Origin of the sequence: Methanoculleus chikugoensis (genome assembly GCF_019669965.1) — an archaeon.
Classification (GTDB): Archaea; Halobacteriota; Methanomicrobia; order Methanomicrobiales; family Methanoculleaceae; genus Methanoculleus; species Methanoculleus chikugoensis.
In genome coordinates this window covers 1,315,656-1,332,772 of the sequence record NZ_AP019781.1, presented here as the reverse complement: position 1 = coordinate 1,332,772, position 17,117 = coordinate 1,315,656, and the positions used below count along the sequence as shown (strand labels likewise).

Sequence of the window (17,117 nt, the reverse complement as noted above, 5' to 3'; positions counted from 1 at the left end):
GTATGCCTCGTCTCTCCGGACATTATGCAGATCCTGATCTCGAATCTCTCCTATCACACATGTTCCCCTTCAAGGTACCGCGCCGGAGATCGCAAGGCGGTCGGAGAAGAGCATCACCTGAACGCTCCCGTTACTGGTGCGGCCGTGGTGGGCGACGGCATTCACGATCGCCTCCGCCACCGCCTCCTCCGGGATCTCGTAGCGCCCCCGGCTCCTCTCACGCCAGTTCGTGCCGCCGCAGAAACTCCCGGACCTGCCTCGACTCGATCCAGCCCCGGTCAAGGGCCGTGATGTAGCCGTTGATCCGGTCGACCTGCTCCCGGATCCTCCCCGTAGCCCCCCCATCATCGATCAGCTCGGTCATGCCCAGGATCACCTGGAGCGGTTGGCGGATATGGTCGCCGAGGATCGCGAACTGCTCGATGTTCCGCTCGATCTGTTCGAACGCGCGCTGCCGGAGGCGCTCGTTCTGCTTCCGGTCGGTGATGTCCCTGCCGACCACGTGAACCCCGATCACCGAGAGGTCGCGGATGATCGGCGACTCGTTCAGTTCGAGGTAGGTCACCGACCCGTCTTTGCGGCGGAACTCGATCTCGAGCCCTTCGACCGGCTCGCCACAGGAGATCTTCGCTCGCCCCTCCTCCCAGGCGGGGAGCGACGAGGGGACGACGAAGTCCCGGCACCTCCTGCCGATGATCTCATCGGGAGCGTAGCCGAGGATGCGGGTCACCGCCGGGGAGATGTAGGCGATCCCGCCCTCGTGGTAGCAGGTGTAGATCATGTCGAAACTCTGTTGCATGATCTCCCGGAACTGTGATTCGCTCTTCTCGAGGGAGTCCCAGGCCTGGAATCGCTCTATCATGCTTCCGAGCCGCCTGGCGACGGTATCGAGCAGCGCCCGCTCTTCGGCAAGGAACGGGCCTTCGTCCCTCTCGGGCCTCTCGTGAAGGTAATAGATCTCCACCATCCCGACCGTCTCCCCGAGGACGACGATAGGTGATGCCTGCCGCCAGGGCGTCTCCGCGAAGCGTTCCGTTGCAAACCGATGCCCGTGCACCGTGATCCTCGCAACGGTATCCTCCGGATACTGCCAGCCGGTGGAGAGAACCCGGATGATTTCGAGAAAGACCTCATCGAGTGAGGTCTCCGATCGCCGTTCGATGATCCGTGATATCTCGTACAGGATCGAGAGCTCCTTCACCCGCTCGTTCAGGTCGTGCGTCCGCTTCCGCAGGGCGTCCTCCCCCCGCTTCTTCCCGGTGACGTCCCGCGCAATCGCCGCAACCCGGATGACGTTGCCCCGCTCGTCGGCGGCCGGGTAGAGGACGACGTCGTACAGCCGCCCCTTCCATGCATCCTCGAACCGTGCAGGTCGGCCCGACGCGACGACATCCCTGAGGCGGGCCGCGTACGCCGCCGCCTCATCCGGCGGGAAGAGTTGGAATATGTTCCGGTCGATGAGATCCTCCCGGCTGCGCGCAAATCGCCGTGTCGTCGTCTCGTTGATCTCGATGAGCCGGCCATCCCTATCGAGGAGAACGATGATCTCGCTCGGGGCGTTAAGGAGCGCCCGAGCCGTCGCCTCGCTCTCCCGGAGTTCGTCCTCGGCACGCCTCCGGTCGGTGACGTCGTAGAGCTGCTCGACGATGAACGCCACCTCGCCCATCTCGTCGAGGATCGGGCTTGAGCGGCACTCCAGGTACCTCCCGAGTTCGGGCACGAACTTCTCCACGACCTCCCGCTTCTTGCTCGCGATTGCAGACTCCGTCGCGCAGACCGAACAGGGCGCTGCTCTCCCGATGAGGTTGTAGCACTTCCGCCCCTCCACCTCCTCCGGCGTCATCCCGAGCATCTCGTAGCTGGCGCGGTTGTAGCGCAGGATCGTCCTGTCCGGGAGCTGGATGCCGACGATGTCGCCGAGGTTCTCAAAGAGCCCCGCGAGCAGGGTGTTCGCCTCCGCGAGGCGGCGGCGTGTCCGCTCCTCTCCGGTGACGTCCTGCCAGGTGACGGCGGCGCCGGAGACGGCCCCGTCCGTGACAACCGGCGAGGCGGATACGACGACGTGAAGATCCTCCCCGCCGGGGTCGTGGACGGTGTACCGGCAGGACGCGAGCCTCTCTCCCCTGAGCGCCCGGCACCCGGGGAGGTCGCCGGGCAGAACCGGTTCGCCGCCGGGGTACCTGAGCGATACGTCCTGCCTCCCGAGGAGCGCCCGGGCAATCCGATCCTCCTCGCCCGGGCCCGCCGTGATCACCCCTCCGTCGGCGTCGTAGACGAAACCCTGCCTGCCGACGGCGGCAAGAAGTGCATCGCGCTCCAGTTCTGCGCGGGCGGCACGGGCGGCAAGGCCGCGGTTTTCATCGAGCAGGGCCTCGATCCCCGCCGCCAGCCTCTCCCGCGACCGGCAATCGAGGGCTGGAGCGGCATCCTGCAGTATCTCCAGAAGATCCGCCGGTAATACATCTTGCAGGTTCTCCATAGTTCACCAAACAGTTCCGGTATCCAGATACGTTCCCGCTTTTCGTGCCCGCCCGGCAGGTGCATCCCCGCGCTCCAATCGGTTGCAGGCCCCCTCCGTCGGATTCGCCGGTTGGACGGCGTTTCCCGGGGGGTCGAAAGGCACAGCCCGGGTACGAGCCGGCGAACCGTCACCCGCCGGGACAAATAATGCGAGTATAAAATATAATTCTGATCGGATAAAAGTGATCGGCATCTGAGACGGGTGAGGCGCAACCGCGGCAGGCGACCAGAACGTAGATAACCGATACGCACCACGGAGGTGGTGCGGCCGGAGATCCCATCGACCCGCACCGGGTGCGAGCATGCACCGTCGCAAAAATCGCTTCTTCCCGGAACCTGGCAGAAAGGCAGTGCCGGCGGCACACAGCCAGTTCGCGATCATAGCTCCCGAACTCGGGCTCATATTCCTCTTCATCGCGCTGGTGTCGTGCTCCCCGTTCCTGGTCGCCCTCTGGTACGGCGAAGGCAGCCTCCTTCTCCCTATGGCCTCGGCACCGGCGGGGTTCAGCATCATCGGGGTCTGGCTTGCCGGCGTCCCGAAGGTTGAGGGAGAGGCGCGCCTCTCCGTCGCGCTCTCGGCGGTCGCGCTGATCTGGCTCGCCGCCGCCCTGATCGGCGCGCTGCCGTACACGTTCGGCCTCAACCTCCCCTATACCGACAGCGTCTTCGAAGCGATGTCGGGCTGGACGGGCACGGGGTTCTCCCTCCTCCCGTCGGTCGACGCCACGCCGAAGGCGATCCTCTTCTGGCGGTCGCTGACCCAGTGGATGGGCGGGCTCGGGATCGTCGCGTTCACCATCGCTCTCGCGGGCAGATCGGGCCTGACCCGGTTCCGGCTCTACCGCTCGGAAGGGCGGTCAGAGACGCTCGTGCCGGGCGTCGTGACCACGGCCATCGAGATGTGGCGGATATACCTGGTGCTCACCGCCCTCGGCATCGGGCTCGTCCTCCTCTCGGGCATCCCCCTCTGGGACGCCGTAAACATCGTCATGACGGCGATATCGACCGGCGGGTTCTCGGTGCATTCGGCCGGCATCCTCTACTACGACAGCCCGCTGCTCGAGATGCTCGTCGTCCCGATCATGATCGCCGGGGCGCTGCCGTTCAAACTCTACTTCCTGCTCTACTACAAAAAGAGGTTCCAGTTCTTCTCCGACCGCCAGGCGATCCTCCTCTTCGCGCTCATCCTTGCCGGGTGCGCCGTCATCACCCTCGACCTCGCAACCGTCTCGGCCCTTCCCCCCGCCGAGGCGCTCCGGCAGGGCATCTTCATGACCGTGAGCGGCATCACCTGCACCGGGTTCCAGAACACCGACCCTAAAACCTGGTACGGCTCGACGGTGATGGTTCTCGCCGCGCTGATGTTCATCGGCGGATCGGCCGGGAGCACCGCCGGCGGCATCAAACTCGGCCGGGTCATCCTCGGCCTCGAGATGCTCCGATGGTGGTTTCGGCGGCTTCATACCGGCTGGCGGACAATCACCCCGCTCCGGCACGACGGGCGGCCGATCCTCGAACACCTCCCGGAGTACGAGGTCTCGAAGAGCATGCTCGTCGTCGTGCTCTTCGTCCTGATGGTCGCAATCGCCACTCTCCTCCTGCTCCACCTCGCGCCGCAGGACGGGTTCGACTCCGCCGACATCATCTTCGAGGTCGTCTCCGCCTCATCCAGCGTCGGGCTCAGCACCGGGTTTGTGAACCCCGGGCTCTCCCCCGCAGCGAAATGGCTCTTCGTCATCGTGATGTGGGCAGGAAGGCTCGAGATCGTGCCGGTCCTCGCCCTGGTCTTCGGGGCGGCGCGGAGACGCCGGCCCGCTGGCCCCGGGCCGGGCCGCAGACGGCCGCCCACATCGCGAAGACAGCTATTTTAAGCCAAATACAGAATTATTATCTGAAAAGAACGGCAACAACTCATCATATTCCGCCTGCCGCGTTGCCGCAAAGCCGGGTGCATCCCCCGCGGAGCGGAGGGCGGTTCAGCCCCGGGTGCGCGTGCCGCACGCCGGGATACGACAGCAAGGAACCCTGCCATGGACACAGCCTTTCTCGAACAGATCCTGATCATATTCGCCCTCTCCATCGGAGCGCTCGCCCTCTGCTACCGGCTGAAGATACCGGGAATCGTGGCGTTCTTCCTCGCCGGCATCATCGCAGGGCCCTACGGTCTCGGTTTCATCACGAACCGGGCCGACGTCGAGATCCTCGCGGAACTCGGTATCATCTTCCTCCTCTTCACCATAGGGATGGAACTCTCGCTCAAGAGTTTCCTCGAGATGAAGAAAGGAATGCTCACCGGCGGGGTGCTCCAGATCGGCATCACCATCGGCGTCGTCGCGGTGATAGCATCCGCCCTCGGCCTCGCGGCGCCGGAAGCAATCTTCTTCGGGATGCTCCTCGCCCACACGAGCACCACCGTGATGCTGACCGTCTTCCAGCACCGGGGAGAGGTGGATACGCCGCCGGTGCGGCTCGCGCTCGGCATATCGGTCCTCCAGGACCTGAGCACCGTGCCGATGATCCTCCTCGTCCCCATGCTCGGCGGCATGGGGTCGGCCGGGGTCGTCCCGTCGCTCATCAACTTCGCTCTCGGTCTCGTCCTCCTCGGCGTCGTCACGGCAAGCGCCCTCTGGGTCGTCCCCCGTCTCCTCTACCGGGTCGCAAGCCTCCGGAGCCGGGAACTCTTCATGATCACCGTCATCGCGCTCTGTCTCGGGACGGCGTGGCTCACCTCGCGGGCCGGTCTCTCCCTCGCCCTCGGGGCCTTCCTCGCGGGCCTGATCATATCCGAGTCCGAGTACAGCAACGCGGCCCTCTCCACCGTCATCCCCTTCCGCGACGTCTTCACCAGTTTCTTCTTCGTCTCAATGGGGATGCTCCTCAACACCGGGTTCTTCGCGGCCCACGCGCTCGTGATCGTCGCGATCATTCTCGGCGTCATCGTCCTCAAGGCGATCATCGGGGCCGTCGCCGTCCTCCCGGCAGGGGTCTCCCTCCGGACCGCCGTCCTCACCGGGCTTGCCATCGGCCAGATCGGCGAGTTCGCCTTCATCCTCTCGCGGTCGGGGATCGAGTACGGGCTCCTCGGCCCCGACCTCGAGCAGATCTTCCTCGCGGTATCGGTCGGGACGATGACGGTCGCCCCGTTCGTCATCGGGTCGGCCCCGGGGGTGACCGCCGCCGTCCGCCGCCTTCCCCTGCCGGAACGGCTCAGGGCACGGGACGCGCCCCTGAAGACGGCTCCCGCGAACGGCCCGAAGGAAGGGCATATCATCATCGTCGGGTTCGGGCCGATGGGGCGGCACGTCGCCGAGGCGGCACGGAGCACCGGGGTCCCCTACATGGCCGTCGAACTCAACCCGAAGACGGTGCGGGAGAAACGCACGAGTGGCGAACCGATCTTCTACGGCGACGCCGCCAACGAGGGAGTGCTCGCCCATGCCGGGATCGAACGCGCCCGCGTGGTGGTCGTCACCATCCCGAACGCGGCCACGGCACGCCAGGTGACGGCGATTGCCCGGAAGATGAACCCGGAGTGCGCGATAGTCACCCGGACCCGGTACATGGAGGATTCCCTCCCCCTCTACGCGCTCGGGGCGGACGACGTCATCTGCGAAGAGTTCGAGACCGCAGCGGAGGTGCTCGCGCGGGTCCTGATCAAGTACCCGGTGCAAAAGAGCGATATCGACAGGCTCGTCGCCTCGATGCGGACCGGGAACTATGAGATGCTCCGGGAGGCGTCGGGACAGGTGCCGTCGCTCCGCGACATCGGGCTGCACCTCGATAACGCCGAGATATCCATCGTCCGGGTGGAGAAGGGCGCCCCGATAGCCGGGAAGACCCTGGCCGAGACCGATCTGCGGCGGAGGTACGCGGTGACGGTGCTCGCGATCAGGAGGGGCGCGGAGACGCTCGCCGGGCCGGACGGCGGGACGCTGATCGAGGCCGGGGACCTCTGCATCCTCGTCGAAGCCGGGCAGAAGAACGAAGAGGTATCCTCCCTCTTCCGCCCGGGACCGGAGGCGTGAACCGCTCGCGCCCCCGGCCGCCATGAGGGGGGGGATGCGCGCTTGCGGCGCGGGAGGGAGAAGGGGCGGTGTCCGGCCCCGCAATTCGCGCGGATCCGGGACCGGGGCCGGCACGCGACTGCATCCTCATATACCCGGCCGGGCGACGCTCCCATATGGACTTCCTCTCCGCCGGCACCCTCACCCCGGTCCTCATCCCGCTCCTCGTCTTCGGGGCGCGGGTGATCGACGTCAGCCTCGAAACGCTCAGGATCATACTCCTTGCCCGGGGCGGCCGCCTCATCGTTCCCGCCATCGCCTTCGTCGAGATCCTCTTCTGGATCGTCTCCCTCGGCCTCGTCGTCAACGAATTCACCAATCCGGTCTACCTCATCTCCTACGGGGCCGGTTTCGCTGCCGGGAACTATGTCGGTATCCTCCTCGAAGAGAGGCTCGCTATGGGGATCTGCGTCCTCCGGGTGATCACCTCGGAAGAAGACCGTGCCCTCATCGACGCTATCAGGGCCGCCGGCTACGGCGTCACGGTCGTTGCCGCGGAAGGGCTCCATGGACCCTGCACCATCTTCTACTCCGTGGTGCGGCGGTGCGACCTCCTGCCGATAGCCCGGGTGGTCGAAGAGATGAGCCCCTGCGCATTCTGCACCGTCGAGGACGTCCGGTCGACCACCCACGGGACCTTCCCCCGGTCCGGCGAGGGCACGTGGTCGGGCATCCAACGCCGGGCGGTGCGGATCGGGAAGTGAACCGGGAAGACGGCGGATGAAACCGGGGATGCAGCTAACGGGGAAGAAGAGTGTGCCGAACCGGATACCCGGCCGGGAAAAATGGGTGTGATAAGGTCAGAGCCTAGTTCTTCTTGGCCTTGTCCTGAACCTTCTCCGCCTTCTTTTCCTGCTTCTTATCCTGGGGCTTCTTGTCCTTTGCCATGGATGACACACCTCCCTCCCGAGGTGGGATAGATCTGATGTCATCACGCCGGGATATAAATTTTACGGACAGTCCTCCCCGCTACGCAGAATCTGGACAAAAAAATAAGAAGTTTCCCGGTATCCTGGCTGTAGCGGGAGAGAGGGTCGCATCGGAGCGTCCTATGCCCTGCGCCCGGCACTGGAGAGCGTGTAGAGCACGACGAGCGTGAGCGCCCCCACCACCTGGACGCCGATCACGAGGGGCACGACGGGGATCGCGCCGGCAACCGCGAAACCCCCGGGTATCGGGCCGATATCGGCCGGCGTCCCTGCAGGCGCCGAGCCGGGTTCGGCAAGCCAGGCGCAGAAGAGCGCTGCGCCGACCGCAAACATGACGACCGCCATGAGTATGAAGATAAACAGCCCGAGCACCTCGCTCTTTCGGAGCGTCCTTCCTCCAACGCGCATCGATATCAACTTTGCACCCCCGCTCTCATGCAACTTCGTCACCCCACATTCCCCATCCGGCGATTATGGTTCCGGACAGGGGCACACCCTCGACTGTCATGACGGGAGACCCCGGTCGATCCGGGTTCTCCCCGTTTGCCGGTGTAGAATTGCTGAAACGCCGGAACCTGGCCGGCGGGCATAATTCTACATGATTTAACATGATAATACTATGAGACAGTGCGTATATTTAATAGTTGTTCTTCCCCTCCCCGTCACGGCCGAAGAGCCCGATTCACGGGAATCAGGATACTCAACCCGGGTTCCGGAGGCCGGTGCGGCGGGGCGAACCGCCGCCGGAGAGATTACGGCGGGAAAGACGTAGAATACACCCAAGACTTTTATTCGTTTCGCCCCAACGAATATGCGAATGCCCCGCATCTACCTCGGCAAGATCCTGCTTCGCTGGTGCGACGCATGCCATGCCCCCGTGCTCTCCGGGGTCTGCGCCTGCGGCGCCCCCACCCGTCCGGTAGCCGTCACGCCGCCGGGAGACGCCCGGCCCGCGTTCCCCGACGACATCGAGCGGATAAACCGCATATTCCGCGACCATTTCGGAGCGGCGCTGATACCGGAGGGCCATATCGCGCTCCTGAACAAGGTTCCCGCCGACGACCGCATGGACGAGATCGTCCTCGGCGGGGCGGTCGTCGGCGCGGTCCGCTACATCCCGGACGAGCGCCGCTGGGAGCCCCTCCCGCGCCCGGCCGCCGCGAAGTACCTGCGGCCGACGAAGCGGTATGTCGTCGTCGACGACGGCGCGATTCCGTCCATCCGTGAGTCCGGGGCAAGCGTTCTCGCACCGGGCCTCGTCTCGATCGACCCCGCCGTCGCCGAAGGCGACGAGGTCTTCATCCTGACGAAGGCCGGGGACTGCATCGGCGTCGGGAGGGCAAAAGTCGACGCCGCAACCGCCGGGACGATGGAGCGGGGGGTCATCGTCAGGACGAGAAAGAACGTCCAGTCGGTGTGTGTCCCCGGTGAGGCGACATGGGACGATGCCGTACGGGCAAACGAACCGGCTCTCGCGGATTACGAGGCGAAAAGCATCCGGTTCGTCCGCGAGGTCGCGGAGCAGAACCGCGAGAGGCCCACGGTCTCCTACTCCGGCGGCAAGGACAGCCTCGCGACCCTGCTCGTCGTCTTAAAAGCGCTCGGCCCGGTGCCGCTCCTCTTTGCGGACACGGGGCTCGAGTTCCCCGAAACCTGCGAGAACGTGGACGCGGTGGCGGAGCGCTACGGCCTTGAAGTCCTGCGGGTCCGTGACGATGAGACCTTCTGGAAGACGTTCGAGGAGAGCGGCCCGCCTGCCGTCGACAACCGCTGGTGCTGCAAGGTCTGCAAACTCCACCCTGTCGGCCGCCTGATCGGCGAGAACTGGGGAGAATGCCTCTCGTTCATCGGGCAGCGGAAGTACGAGTCGGTGAAGCGGATGCAGAGCAGACGGGTCTGGCGGAACGCCCACGTCCCGGAGCAGCTCTCGGCGGCCCCCATCCAGCAGTGGACGGCGATGCACGTCTGGCTCTACATCTTCCGCGAGAAGGCGCCCTACAACACCCTCTACGAGCGGGGACTCGACCGCATCGGGTGTTTCATGTGTCCCTCAAGCGACCTTGCGACGTTTGCGATCATCGGGGATTCTCATCCCGAACTCCTGGAGATGTGGAACGAGAACCTCGCCCGGTGGCAGGAGAACCGGGGGCTCCCCGACGACTGGATCGAGCGCGGGCTCTGGCGGAAACGGGGGGATGCGGATGAAGAAGAGGATAGTTATAATTGATTACGGCCTCGGCAACCTGCGAAGCGTGTTGCGCGGTCTCGAACGGGCGGGGGCGGCGCCGACGATCACGGCCGACCCGGAGGCGATCGCGTCCGCCGACGGCATCGTCCTCCCCGGCGTCGGGGCGTTCCGGGACGGGATGGAGATGCTCGGCGGACTCGCGGATACCGTTCTCTCTGCCGCGAACGAGACGCCGCTCCTCGGGATCTGCCTCGGGATGCAGATGCTCATGGACAGCAGCGAAGAGCACGGCATCCACCGCGGGCTCGGCCTCGTGCCGGGCGACGTAAAGCGGTTCATCCCGGCCGCCGGGGAGAAGGTTCCCCACATGGGCTGGAACACCATCCATATCGACCCCGAAAACCCGCTCTTTGACGGGCTCCACGAGGAGGAGTACGTCTACTTCGTCCACTCCTACTACGCGGCGGCCGCACCGCCGAACACCATCGCGAGCACCACCTACATCCACTCCTTCGCCTCGGCGGTCAATAGCGGGCTCACCTACGGTGTCCAGTTCCACCCCGAGAAGAGCGGCGCGGTGGGGCTGAAGATTCTTGAGAATTTTATCGAGCGGGTTTGCTGACCGGAGGCCTGCAGACAGGCTTTTTGCCGCCGATGAGGATGGTGTTCTTTTTTGGTGCACGAGGCCGCGGCGGGGTTGATGGTTATCAGATTTACGCTTAGGATCGCCTCAAGAGAGTTCGGGCGCCGCGAGGTGCGATACGAGTTTCTGGAGTGCAACAGACAAAACGGCCCGAACGAGGAGCAAACACCGCGCAGTGGACCGTGGTGGCTATCGCCACGCGGGTGGCGGCTCGCTGGGAGGGGGTCTCCCCCTCCCCTGTCTCTGCACAAAAGGACACTTCTAACCCCCACCCCACCCGCGCTTCGCGCTCCTCCCCCGCCCCTCGGGGCGGGGGCAGTCATGGCGATATCAAAGGGAAAGCCGTACCTCAATTTTTGTGGGCATCGCCCAGGTAAAAAAGGGAACGGGCGGTTCAGTTCCCGTTGTTGCTCTTGCGCAGTTCCTGGTCGCGCAGGACGTTCCTCTGGATCTTGCCGGATATCGTCTTCGGGAGTTCCTGGACGAACTCGATCAGCCGCGGGTACTTGTACGGGGCGGTGGTGTTCCGGACGTGGGCCTGGAGTTCCTTGACCAGCGATTCGGACGGCTTATAGCCGGGCTTTAAGACGATGAAGGCCTTGACGACCATCCCGCGGATGAGGTCGGGCGACCCGACGACCGCCGACTCCTGGACGGCCGAGTGCTCCATGAGGGCGCTCTCGACCTCGAACGGCCCGATCCGGTAGCCGGACGACTTGATGACGTCGTCGCTACGTCCGATGAACCAGAAGTAGCCGTCCTCGTCCATACGCGCCTTGTCGCCGGTGTAGTAGTACCCGTTCTGGAACGACTCCCGGTTCGCCTCGGGGTTGTCCAGGTACTCCACGAAGAGCCCGACCGGCCGGGGGTCGAGTTTGACCGCGATCCGCCCCTCCTCCCCGGCGCCGACACGGTTGCCGTCGTCGTCGTGGAGCTCGATATGCCAGCCCGGAGCGGGTTTACCCATGGAACCGGGCTTATGCTTCATGCAGGGGAACGTCGCGATGCAGCAGACGGTCTCCGTCTGGCCGTATCCCTCGTAGATGGGCTCGCCGGTGCCGTCCTCCCAGACGCGGATCACCTCGGGGTTGAGCGGCTCCCCGGCGCTGCAGCAGTGCCGCAGGTCGCGGAAGTCGAACTTCTCGAGGTCGGCAAGGATCAGCATCCGGTAGACCGTCGGCGGCGCACAGAACGTGGTCACCTCGTACTTCTCGATCAGCGGAAGGAGCTCGGTCGCCCCGAACTTCCCCCGGATATCGTAGACGAAGATGCAGGCTCCGGCGATCCACTGGCCGAATATCTTGCCCCAGGCGCACTTCGCCCACCCGGTGTCGGAGAAGGTCAGGTGCAGGTCGTTCTCCGTGACGTCCTGCCAGAGCGAGGCGGTGATGATGTGCCCGAGCGGGTAGGAGTGGTCGTGCAGCACCATCTTGGCTTCGCCGGTGGTGCCCGAGGTGAAGTAGATCAGCATCGGGTCGGTCGATCTCGTCCTTTTCGCGACCGGCATGCTGACCTTGTGGTGCGATACCGGTGCGGGGTACTCGAGCTCGTGCAGGTAACTCGCCCAGCCCTCCCGCTCCCCGTCCACGAGGAAGAGAGTGTCGAGCAGCGAGCAGGAATCGGCGACCTCATCGATCTTCTCGGCATTCTCGCAGTTGGTGATGATCATCCGGAACTTCCCGGCCTTGATGCGGTATTTGATATCTTTCGGAGTCAGCATCGTCGGGCAGGGGCAGAAGACCGCGCCGAGTTTGATGAGCGCGATGACGAAGATCCACCATTCCGGGACACGCGGGAGCATCAGCATCACCCGGTCGCCCTTCTTGATGCCGTACTTGAGGAGGATGTTTGCGGCGCCGTTGGAGAGGTACCGCAGATCGCGGAAGGTGTATTTCTTCTCGTTTCCCTCCTGGTCAACCCAGATCATCGCCAGTTTGTTCCGGTCGGTCTCGGCCCACCGGTCGATCACGTCGTAGCCGAAGTTGAACTGCTCGGGGACGTCGATCCTGAAGTTGGCGCAGGCGGCCTCGTAATCGGTCATGTTCGGCTCACGGGTGTTTGCAGACTGTACCCCCGCGGGAACCGCGGTCTGCACGCCTTTCGCGGATGCACCGTTGAGGTACTTCGTGCAGAGGTCGTTGAGCCATTCCGACCGGGACATATCCCGGTATTCGCGTATCCTGTCGATTGCTTTCACGAGGTCGTCATCCATCGTGACCGAGTATCGCACCATACAGTACAGGTTTGTGGTGCAGTATATCACCTTTTTGATTCTCAACGCACCGCCGCCCGGGAAACCAGCCCCGTAAAGTGCACCATTGCGGAGTGTGTGCCGTGGAGCGCACCAACCCAGGGCACCGCCACGTTCAAATAGAGCGGGCATACACCCGGACCGCGTATGGCGGAGCAGACCATCCTCGTCACGGGCTCGACGGACGGTATCGGGAAGGCGACCGCACGCGAACTCTCCCGGCAGGGCCACCGCGTGCTGCTCCACGGCAGAAACCCCGGGAAGGGCAGAAGGGTTCTTGCCGAACTGGAGGCGGCCACCGGCTCCGGCCGGCTCGATCTCTTCACCGCCGACCTCTCGGTGCAGGACCAGGTCAGAGATCTTGCGGAGGAGGTCGCCGGGGCTTATGACCGGCTCGACGTCCTCGTCAACAACGCCGGGGTCTTCATGCCGGAGCGGGAGGTCGCTCCCGGCGGGATCGAGACGACGTTCGCCGTGAACTTTCTTGCGCAGGTCCTGCTCGCCCACGAACTCCTTCCGCTCCTTGAGCGGGGCGCCCCGGCACGGATCGTCAACGTCGCGTCGATCGCTCACCGGAGCGTGCGGTCGGTCGACTGGGAGAACCTGCCGGGTTTTCCGGACTACGACGCCTACGATGCCTACGCCGTATCGAAGGTAGGGGTCGTCGCCTTCACCGCCCGGCTCGCCCGGACGCTCGAAGGGACGGGGGTGACGGCGAACTGCCTCCACCCGGGGGTGATCGAGACGAAGCTCCTCCGGGCGTATACTCACGGCAGGGACGGCGGTGCACCGCCGGAGAAGGGGGCGGAGGTCGAGGTGCACCTCGCCCTCTCCCCGGATGCCGGAGAGACGAGCGGCGGCTACTTCGAGGAGAGCCAGTGGAGACGCCCGTCGTCCCTCGCCCTCGATGCGGGGGTGCAGGAACGGTTCTGGGAGATGGGGAGCAGCCTCACCGGGGCGGTGCGGTGGGCCAACCCGAAAGCATATGCACGATGAGGGCGAGCGAGCACCACCCGGAGGGAGAGCAGCATGGCAAAACGCAAGTTGAAAGGCGAAGAGAAGGCAGAGACGAAGGAGTACTGGTGCGAGATCTGCGGGGCGGCCTGCGACGAGATCACCGAAGAGAACTACCCCGACCTCGAGAAGGCGAGGGCGCTCTGTCCGGACTGCAGGAAGTCCTACGAGGAGTCCTGCAGGATCAGGTGACGGGCGAGAAAAACTTCATGACCGGACGCGGCGGAGCAGATCCCCGGATGAAACCGGCACCTGCCGGTGCTTCATGTCGCGCCAGACGGCAAGCTGCCGATACAGCCAGTAGTCCAGATCGTCCGGATTGTCGGCATAGAGCACCGCATGCGCCTCAAGAACCGCGCCCCTGAGGTACCAGGGGATCTCGTCGAAGATGACGATATCGTAGCGCTCTCCCGCCGTGAGCATCCGCCCATAAACCGGAGCGCGGTCAGCACTCTCGTGCAGGATGAGGCAGATGTCGATATCCGACCGCTCGTCTGCGTAGCCTTTGACGTGCGACCCGTAGATGAGGATACCCCTGATGGACGGCAGCACCTCGCGGAAGTGTTCGAGGAGTTCGGTTATCCGTGGAGCCACGTGAGTATCACCCCGGAAAATTCGCGCAGGGCTTCGGTGAGCCGTGCGATTGAGGCATACGCTATTCGGTCGTTGACGCCGTCGTATTCATGGACCAGTCGGTTCCGGAGCCCGTTTGCCTCCTTCAGGGATTGGCCGAGATCCGCCGAAACGATCTCCCGTTCGACCAGGTAGTCGACGTTGCTGTAGTCGTCCTGCGCCGAAGAGTCCAGGCTGCGCCTCATGAGGGCACAGATGTCGGCCGCGGCTTCGACCGCTTCCTGGAACTCCTTGTACATTGCCTTCCTGAGTATCCTGTCGGTGAGGATCTCTTCGGAGAAGTGCAGATCGATAAACTCCACCCGGTCGATCAGCATTTCGCATTTCTGCACCACCCTCTCCGCGATCGTCTGGGTGTGAGTCGCCATCGCTGAAGTTTCACCCGAAGTCGTATTTGAGTGTATGCATTTGCGGGAAGCGTCGTAACAACCGGCTCCGGCGGGCGGGGTTTCCGGCGCCGGTAACCCCTCCCGGATCCCCGCCGGGGGTAGATCACTTCCCGCCTTTCTTCAACTCCTCGATCATCTCCTCGACTTCTTCGTAGCCGTGCCGGTAGAACTCCTCTTCGGCGGGCTCGATCTCCCGGAGCAGCCGCAGAAACTCTCCCGCGTGCTCTTTCTCCTCGTCCGCGATATCGCGCATCACCTTCCGGACCAGCGGGTCGTCGGTCGACTCGGCGATCTGGATGTAGAACTGGATCGCCTCGTACTCGGCGGCGATCGAGAACCGGATCGTCCTGATGAGTTCTCCCCGGTCCAGTTTGCGCTCCATACGGTTCCCGGAGAACGGCTGTGCAAATTCAGGCATCTCGGATGACCTCCGGGGCGGTCATGGGAAGAGGCGTTATATATACGTTAGGCCGGTTGCCGCCCCATGATCATGGAACGGTGATATCCTCACCCCGAAACGAATTTCACGAACAGATGGGCTCCAACCTCATCGACGAGAGTATGGTAGAAGATATTCTGGATCTCAAAAGACGGATACTAAAGGGTAAGGGAAGAATCCCGACCGGAGGCTCCTGACCGGAGGGAGACGTGGACGGTATCGGTCAAATAACACCCTGTCCGGCCTTCGCGATCCTCCCCTCCGGCTTCGCGTCCACCGGCTCCGGAAGGGACTCCATATATGCGACCAGGGCATCGACGTCGTACGGGCCGTTGACGATATTCGTCCCTTCCCTGAAGACGGCGTACTTATCGCCGCCGGTCGCGAGGAAATCGACCATCGCCGCCGTGTAACTCCCGTTCGGGTCGAGCAGGGTGCCATTCACCCGGATATCGACGATCCTATCCCCAGCAGGCTTTCTCTCGTCGAAGGTATACGTCAGCCCGGATACGGCAAGGTTATGGGGCGGTAACGGCGCCTCCCACTGCCGCTCCAGGACGTTCCGGACCTGTTCTCCCGTCAGGGTCATCGAGAGGACGGTCGACGAGAACGGCTGCACCGCATACAGGTCGCCCCGGGTGACGTTCCCCTTCGCGATCTCCGCCCGGAGCGAGCCGGTGGTGACGAACGCTATATCGGCGCCCATCGCCGCCCGCTGGCTGTCGGCGACGAGGTTGCCGAGCGCGGATTCGCCGGCATCGGTCTGCAGCCGCGTGATCTCGGTAGAAGTAGTCGTTATGACCCGGGCCGTCAGCGGTTCGACCGCTGCTTCGCAGGCCTCAAGCAGGGCCAGGGCTTCCGGGTCGGGGCTGGTGCCGTTTCTGTACGCCGGGACGATCCGTGCCGACGTATGGGTGACCTCGCCGGTGAGGGGATCGATGACGATATCGACGTCGGCGAACGCCCTGCCGTAACTGTACGCCTGCGTCACCAGCACCGGGTTTTGGCCGGCGTTCTCCAGGTAGGCGTTGGTGAACGCATGGGTGTGACCCGAGAGGACGACGTCCACGTCCGCATCAAGGCCGGCGACGATCGCGGCGACCCTGCCGGTGACGTTCTCCCCCTCCCGGGTCGGGCCGTCATAGGGCTCCTGCACCCCGCCCTCGTGGAGGACGACGACGATCGCGTGGACTCCCTGTTGCTGGATCTCCGGGACGTAGCGGTTGATCGACTCGGTCTCATCTTCGAAGAGAACCTCCTCGATGTTGATCGCCTTCTGGATCGAGGGCGTCTCGACGGTCGTGGCGCCGATGAACGCGATCTTTGCACCGCCGGCATCGCGGATGGTGTAGGGGGCGGCAAGGAGGGTGCCGTTCGTCTTCCAGACCACGTTCGAGGAGACATACTCCGCCGCCGCGCCAGGGTAGGGGTCTACCGGGCGGGCGAGGGGCGCCGTGCCGTTCCCGCCGCGAACCATCCGCAGCAGCTCGTCCGTGCCCCGGTCGAACTCGTGGTTGCCGAAGGTCGCGATCATCCCCGGGTAGTCATCCGCGAGGCCGTTGAAGAAGAGCACGGCGGGTTCGTCCAGCAGCAGCCCGGATTCGGGCGGCGATGCCCCGACGGCGTCCCCGGGGAGCGCGATGAACGTTGTTGTGCCGCCGTCGTCCGCCGCCGCGGATCTGAGGTACGACGCAAGCACCGGGGCGCTCCCGGCTGGTTCGCCGTTGAGTTTCTGCCCGTCGGGGATCTGCCCGTGGAAGTCGTTGACCGCGAGGATCCTGACATGCACCGGTTCGGGATCCGGGGAGAAGTATCCAGAGAGTGCGATGGGGGCGAGAGCGACGGCGAGAAGAACCAGTAATCCGATGATCGCCTGCCGCCGGGGCGATCCGGCGCCTGTGGGCGATCCGGCTGTCATGAAAAGAGGTCTTCCCGCACGGGATAAATACCAGCTGGAACAGATCCGGGTGAGAGCGAAGAAACAGGGCGGTTATGCCGCAGGATAGGGATAACGCCCAGCCCGGCGCGGCGGGATCTATCCGGTTGT

At 64.4% G+C, this 17,117-nt stretch carries 14 protein-coding genes; 7 read left to right on the top strand and 7 right to left on the bottom strand.

The window, feature by feature from the left end; translation table 11 throughout:
- Positions 1–217: 217 nt before the first annotated feature.
- A complete protein-coding gene (locus tag MchiMG62_RS06760) occupies positions 218–2,479 on the bottom strand; it encodes a PAS domain-containing protein (protein WP_221056314.1) in 2,262 nt (753 codons plus the stop codon).
- Between the two features lie 391 nt (positions 2,480–2,870).
- On the opposite strand from MchiMG62_RS06760, the gene MchiMG62_RS06755 reads away from it, so the two are divergent.
- The 3 genes from MchiMG62_RS06755 (at position 2,871) to MchiMG62_RS06745 (ending at position 7,288) form a co-directional block, all read left to right on the top strand.
- Positions 2,871–4,391, top strand: coding sequence for a TrkH family potassium uptake protein (locus MchiMG62_RS06755; protein ID WP_342367203.1), 1,521 nt, complete (start codon positions 2,871–2,873; stop codon positions 4,389–4,391).
- Positions 4,392–4,550: 159 nt separating this feature from the next.
- Positions 4,551–6,545 carry a monovalent cation:proton antiporter family protein gene (locus MchiMG62_RS06750; protein ID WP_221056313.1) on the top strand — a complete coding sequence of 665 codons (1,995 nt, stop codon included), beginning with the start codon at positions 4,551–4,553 and terminating at the stop codon, positions 6,543–6,545.
- A gap of 155 nt (positions 6,546–6,700) precedes the next feature.
- Positions 6,701–7,288, top strand: coding sequence for a DUF2179 domain-containing protein (locus MchiMG62_RS06745; protein ID WP_221056312.1), 588 nt, complete (start codon positions 6,701–6,703; stop codon positions 7,286–7,288).
- Positions 7,289–7,633: 345 nt separating this feature from the next.
- Here the strand turns inward: MchiMG62_RS06745 and MchiMG62_RS06740 are convergent, their stop codons facing one another.
- Entirely contained in the window at positions 7,634–7,921 is a 288-nt protein-coding gene (locus tag MchiMG62_RS06740; RefSeq protein ID WP_221056311.1) for a hypothetical protein, read from the bottom strand.
- Between the two features lie 409 nt (positions 7,922–8,330).
- Here MchiMG62_RS06740 and MchiMG62_RS06735 point away from each other — a divergent pair, with 409 nt between their 5' ends.
- Together MchiMG62_RS06735 and hisH are read left to right on the top strand one after the other, a co-directional pair.
- Positions 8,331–9,740: a phosphoadenosine phosphosulfate reductase domain-containing protein gene (locus MchiMG62_RS06735; RefSeq protein ID WP_221056310.1), complete on the top strand. Its 1,410-nt coding sequence runs from the start codon at positions 8,331–8,333 to the stop codon at positions 9,738–9,740.
- Positions 9,715–10,323, top strand: coding sequence for an imidazole glycerol phosphate synthase subunit HisH (gene hisH / locus MchiMG62_RS06730; RefSeq protein WP_221056309.1), 609 nt, complete (start codon positions 9,715–9,717; stop codon positions 10,321–10,323). Before MchiMG62_RS06735 ends, hisH begins: the two co-directional genes overlap by 26 nt.
- Positions 10,324–10,738: 415 nt before the next feature.
- Here the strand turns inward: hisH and MchiMG62_RS06725 are convergent, their stop codons facing one another.
- The gene (locus tag MchiMG62_RS06725; RefSeq protein ID WP_244987599.1) at positions 10,739–12,577 is read right to left on the bottom strand and encodes an AMP-binding protein; all 1,839 of its coding nucleotides are present in this window, start codon (positions 12,575–12,577) and stop codon (positions 10,739–10,741) included.
- Between the two features lie 165 nt (positions 12,578–12,742).
- Here MchiMG62_RS06725 and MchiMG62_RS06720 point away from each other — a divergent pair, with 165 nt between their 5' ends.
- Both MchiMG62_RS06720 and MchiMG62_RS06715 read left to right on the top strand, forming a co-directional pair.
- Positions 12,743–13,591 (top strand): SDR family NAD(P)-dependent oxidoreductase, encoded by an 849-nt coding sequence (locus tag MchiMG62_RS06720; protein ID WP_221056308.1) that lies wholly within the window; start codon positions 12,743–12,745, stop codon positions 13,589–13,591.
- Between the two features lie 33 nt (positions 13,592–13,624).
- Positions 13,625–13,801, top strand: coding sequence for a hypothetical protein (locus MchiMG62_RS06715; protein ID WP_221056307.1), 177 nt, complete (start codon positions 13,625–13,627; stop codon positions 13,799–13,801).
- A 15-nt stretch (positions 13,802–13,816) separates the two neighbouring features.
- Here the strand turns inward: MchiMG62_RS06715 and MchiMG62_RS06710 are convergent, their stop codons facing one another.
- From MchiMG62_RS06710 to MchiMG62_RS06695, 4 genes are all read right to left on the bottom strand, one after another.
- Positions 13,817–14,203 (bottom strand): nucleotidyltransferase domain-containing protein, encoded by a 387-nt coding sequence (locus MchiMG62_RS06710; protein ID WP_221056306.1) that lies wholly within the window; start codon positions 14,201–14,203, stop codon positions 13,817–13,819.
- Entirely contained in the window at positions 14,188–14,610 is a 423-nt protein-coding gene (gene hepT, locus MchiMG62_RS06705) for a type VII toxin-antitoxin system HepT family RNase toxin (RefSeq protein WP_054847228.1), read from the bottom strand. The genes MchiMG62_RS06710 and hepT overlap by 16 nt, the downstream gene beginning before the upstream one ends.
- A 124-nt stretch (positions 14,611–14,734) precedes the next feature.
- A complete protein-coding gene (encB, locus tag MchiMG62_RS06700; protein ID WP_221056305.1) occupies positions 14,735–15,049 on the bottom strand; it encodes an encapsulin nanocompartment ferritin-likeEncB family encapsulin nanocompartment ferritin-like cargo protein cargo protein in 315 nt (104 codons plus the stop codon).
- A 244-nt stretch (positions 15,050–15,293) separates the two neighbouring features.
- A complete protein-coding gene (locus MchiMG62_RS06695; RefSeq protein WP_221056304.1) occupies positions 15,294–16,988 on the bottom strand; it encodes a bifunctional metallophosphatase/5'-nucleotidase in 1,695 nt (564 codons plus the stop codon).
- Positions 16,989–17,117: the final 129 nt, after the last annotated feature.

Coding starts and splice junctions, on each gene's coding strand:
- MchiMG62_RS06740 (WP_221056311.1), bottom strand. CDS start 7,921: ATGCGCGTTGGAGGAAGGACGCTCCGAAAGAGCGAGGTGCTCGGGCTG.
- hepT (WP_054847228.1), bottom strand. CDS start 14,610: ATGGCGACTCACACCCAGACGATCGCGGAGAGGGTGGTGCAGAAATGC.
- MchiMG62_RS06750 (WP_221056313.1), top strand. CDS start 4,551: ATGGACACAGCCTTTCTCGAACAGATCCTGATCATATTCGCCCTCTCC.
- MchiMG62_RS06745 (WP_221056312.1), top strand. CDS start 6,701: ATGGACTTCCTCTCCGCCGGCACCCTCACCCCGGTCCTCATCCCGCTC.
- MchiMG62_RS06715 (WP_221056307.1), top strand. CDS start 13,625: ATGGCAAAACGCAAGTTGAAAGGCGAAGAGAAGGCAGAGACGAAGGAG.
- MchiMG62_RS06695 (WP_221056304.1), bottom strand. CDS start 16,988: ATGACAGCCGGATCGCCCACAGGCGCCGGATCGCCCCGGCGGCAGGCG.
- MchiMG62_RS06720 (WP_221056308.1), top strand. CDS start 12,743: ATGGCGGAGCAGACCATCCTCGTCACGGGCTCGACGGACGGTATCGGG.
- MchiMG62_RS06725 (WP_244987599.1), bottom strand. CDS start 12,577: ATGGTGCGATACTCGGTCACGATGGATGACGACCTCGTGAAAGCAATC.
- MchiMG62_RS06735 (WP_221056310.1), top strand. CDS start 8,331: ATGCCCCGCATCTACCTCGGCAAGATCCTGCTTCGCTGGTGCGACGCA.
- encB (WP_221056305.1), bottom strand. CDS start 15,049: ATGCCTGAATTTGCACAGCCGTTCTCCGGGAACCGTATGGAGCGCAAA.
- hisH (WP_221056309.1), top strand. CDS start 9,715: ATGAAGAAGAGGATAGTTATAATTGATTACGGCCTCGGCAACCTGCGA.
- MchiMG62_RS06760 (WP_221056314.1), bottom strand. CDS start 2,479: ATGGAGAACCTGCAAGATGTATTACCGGCGGATCTTCTGGAGATACTG.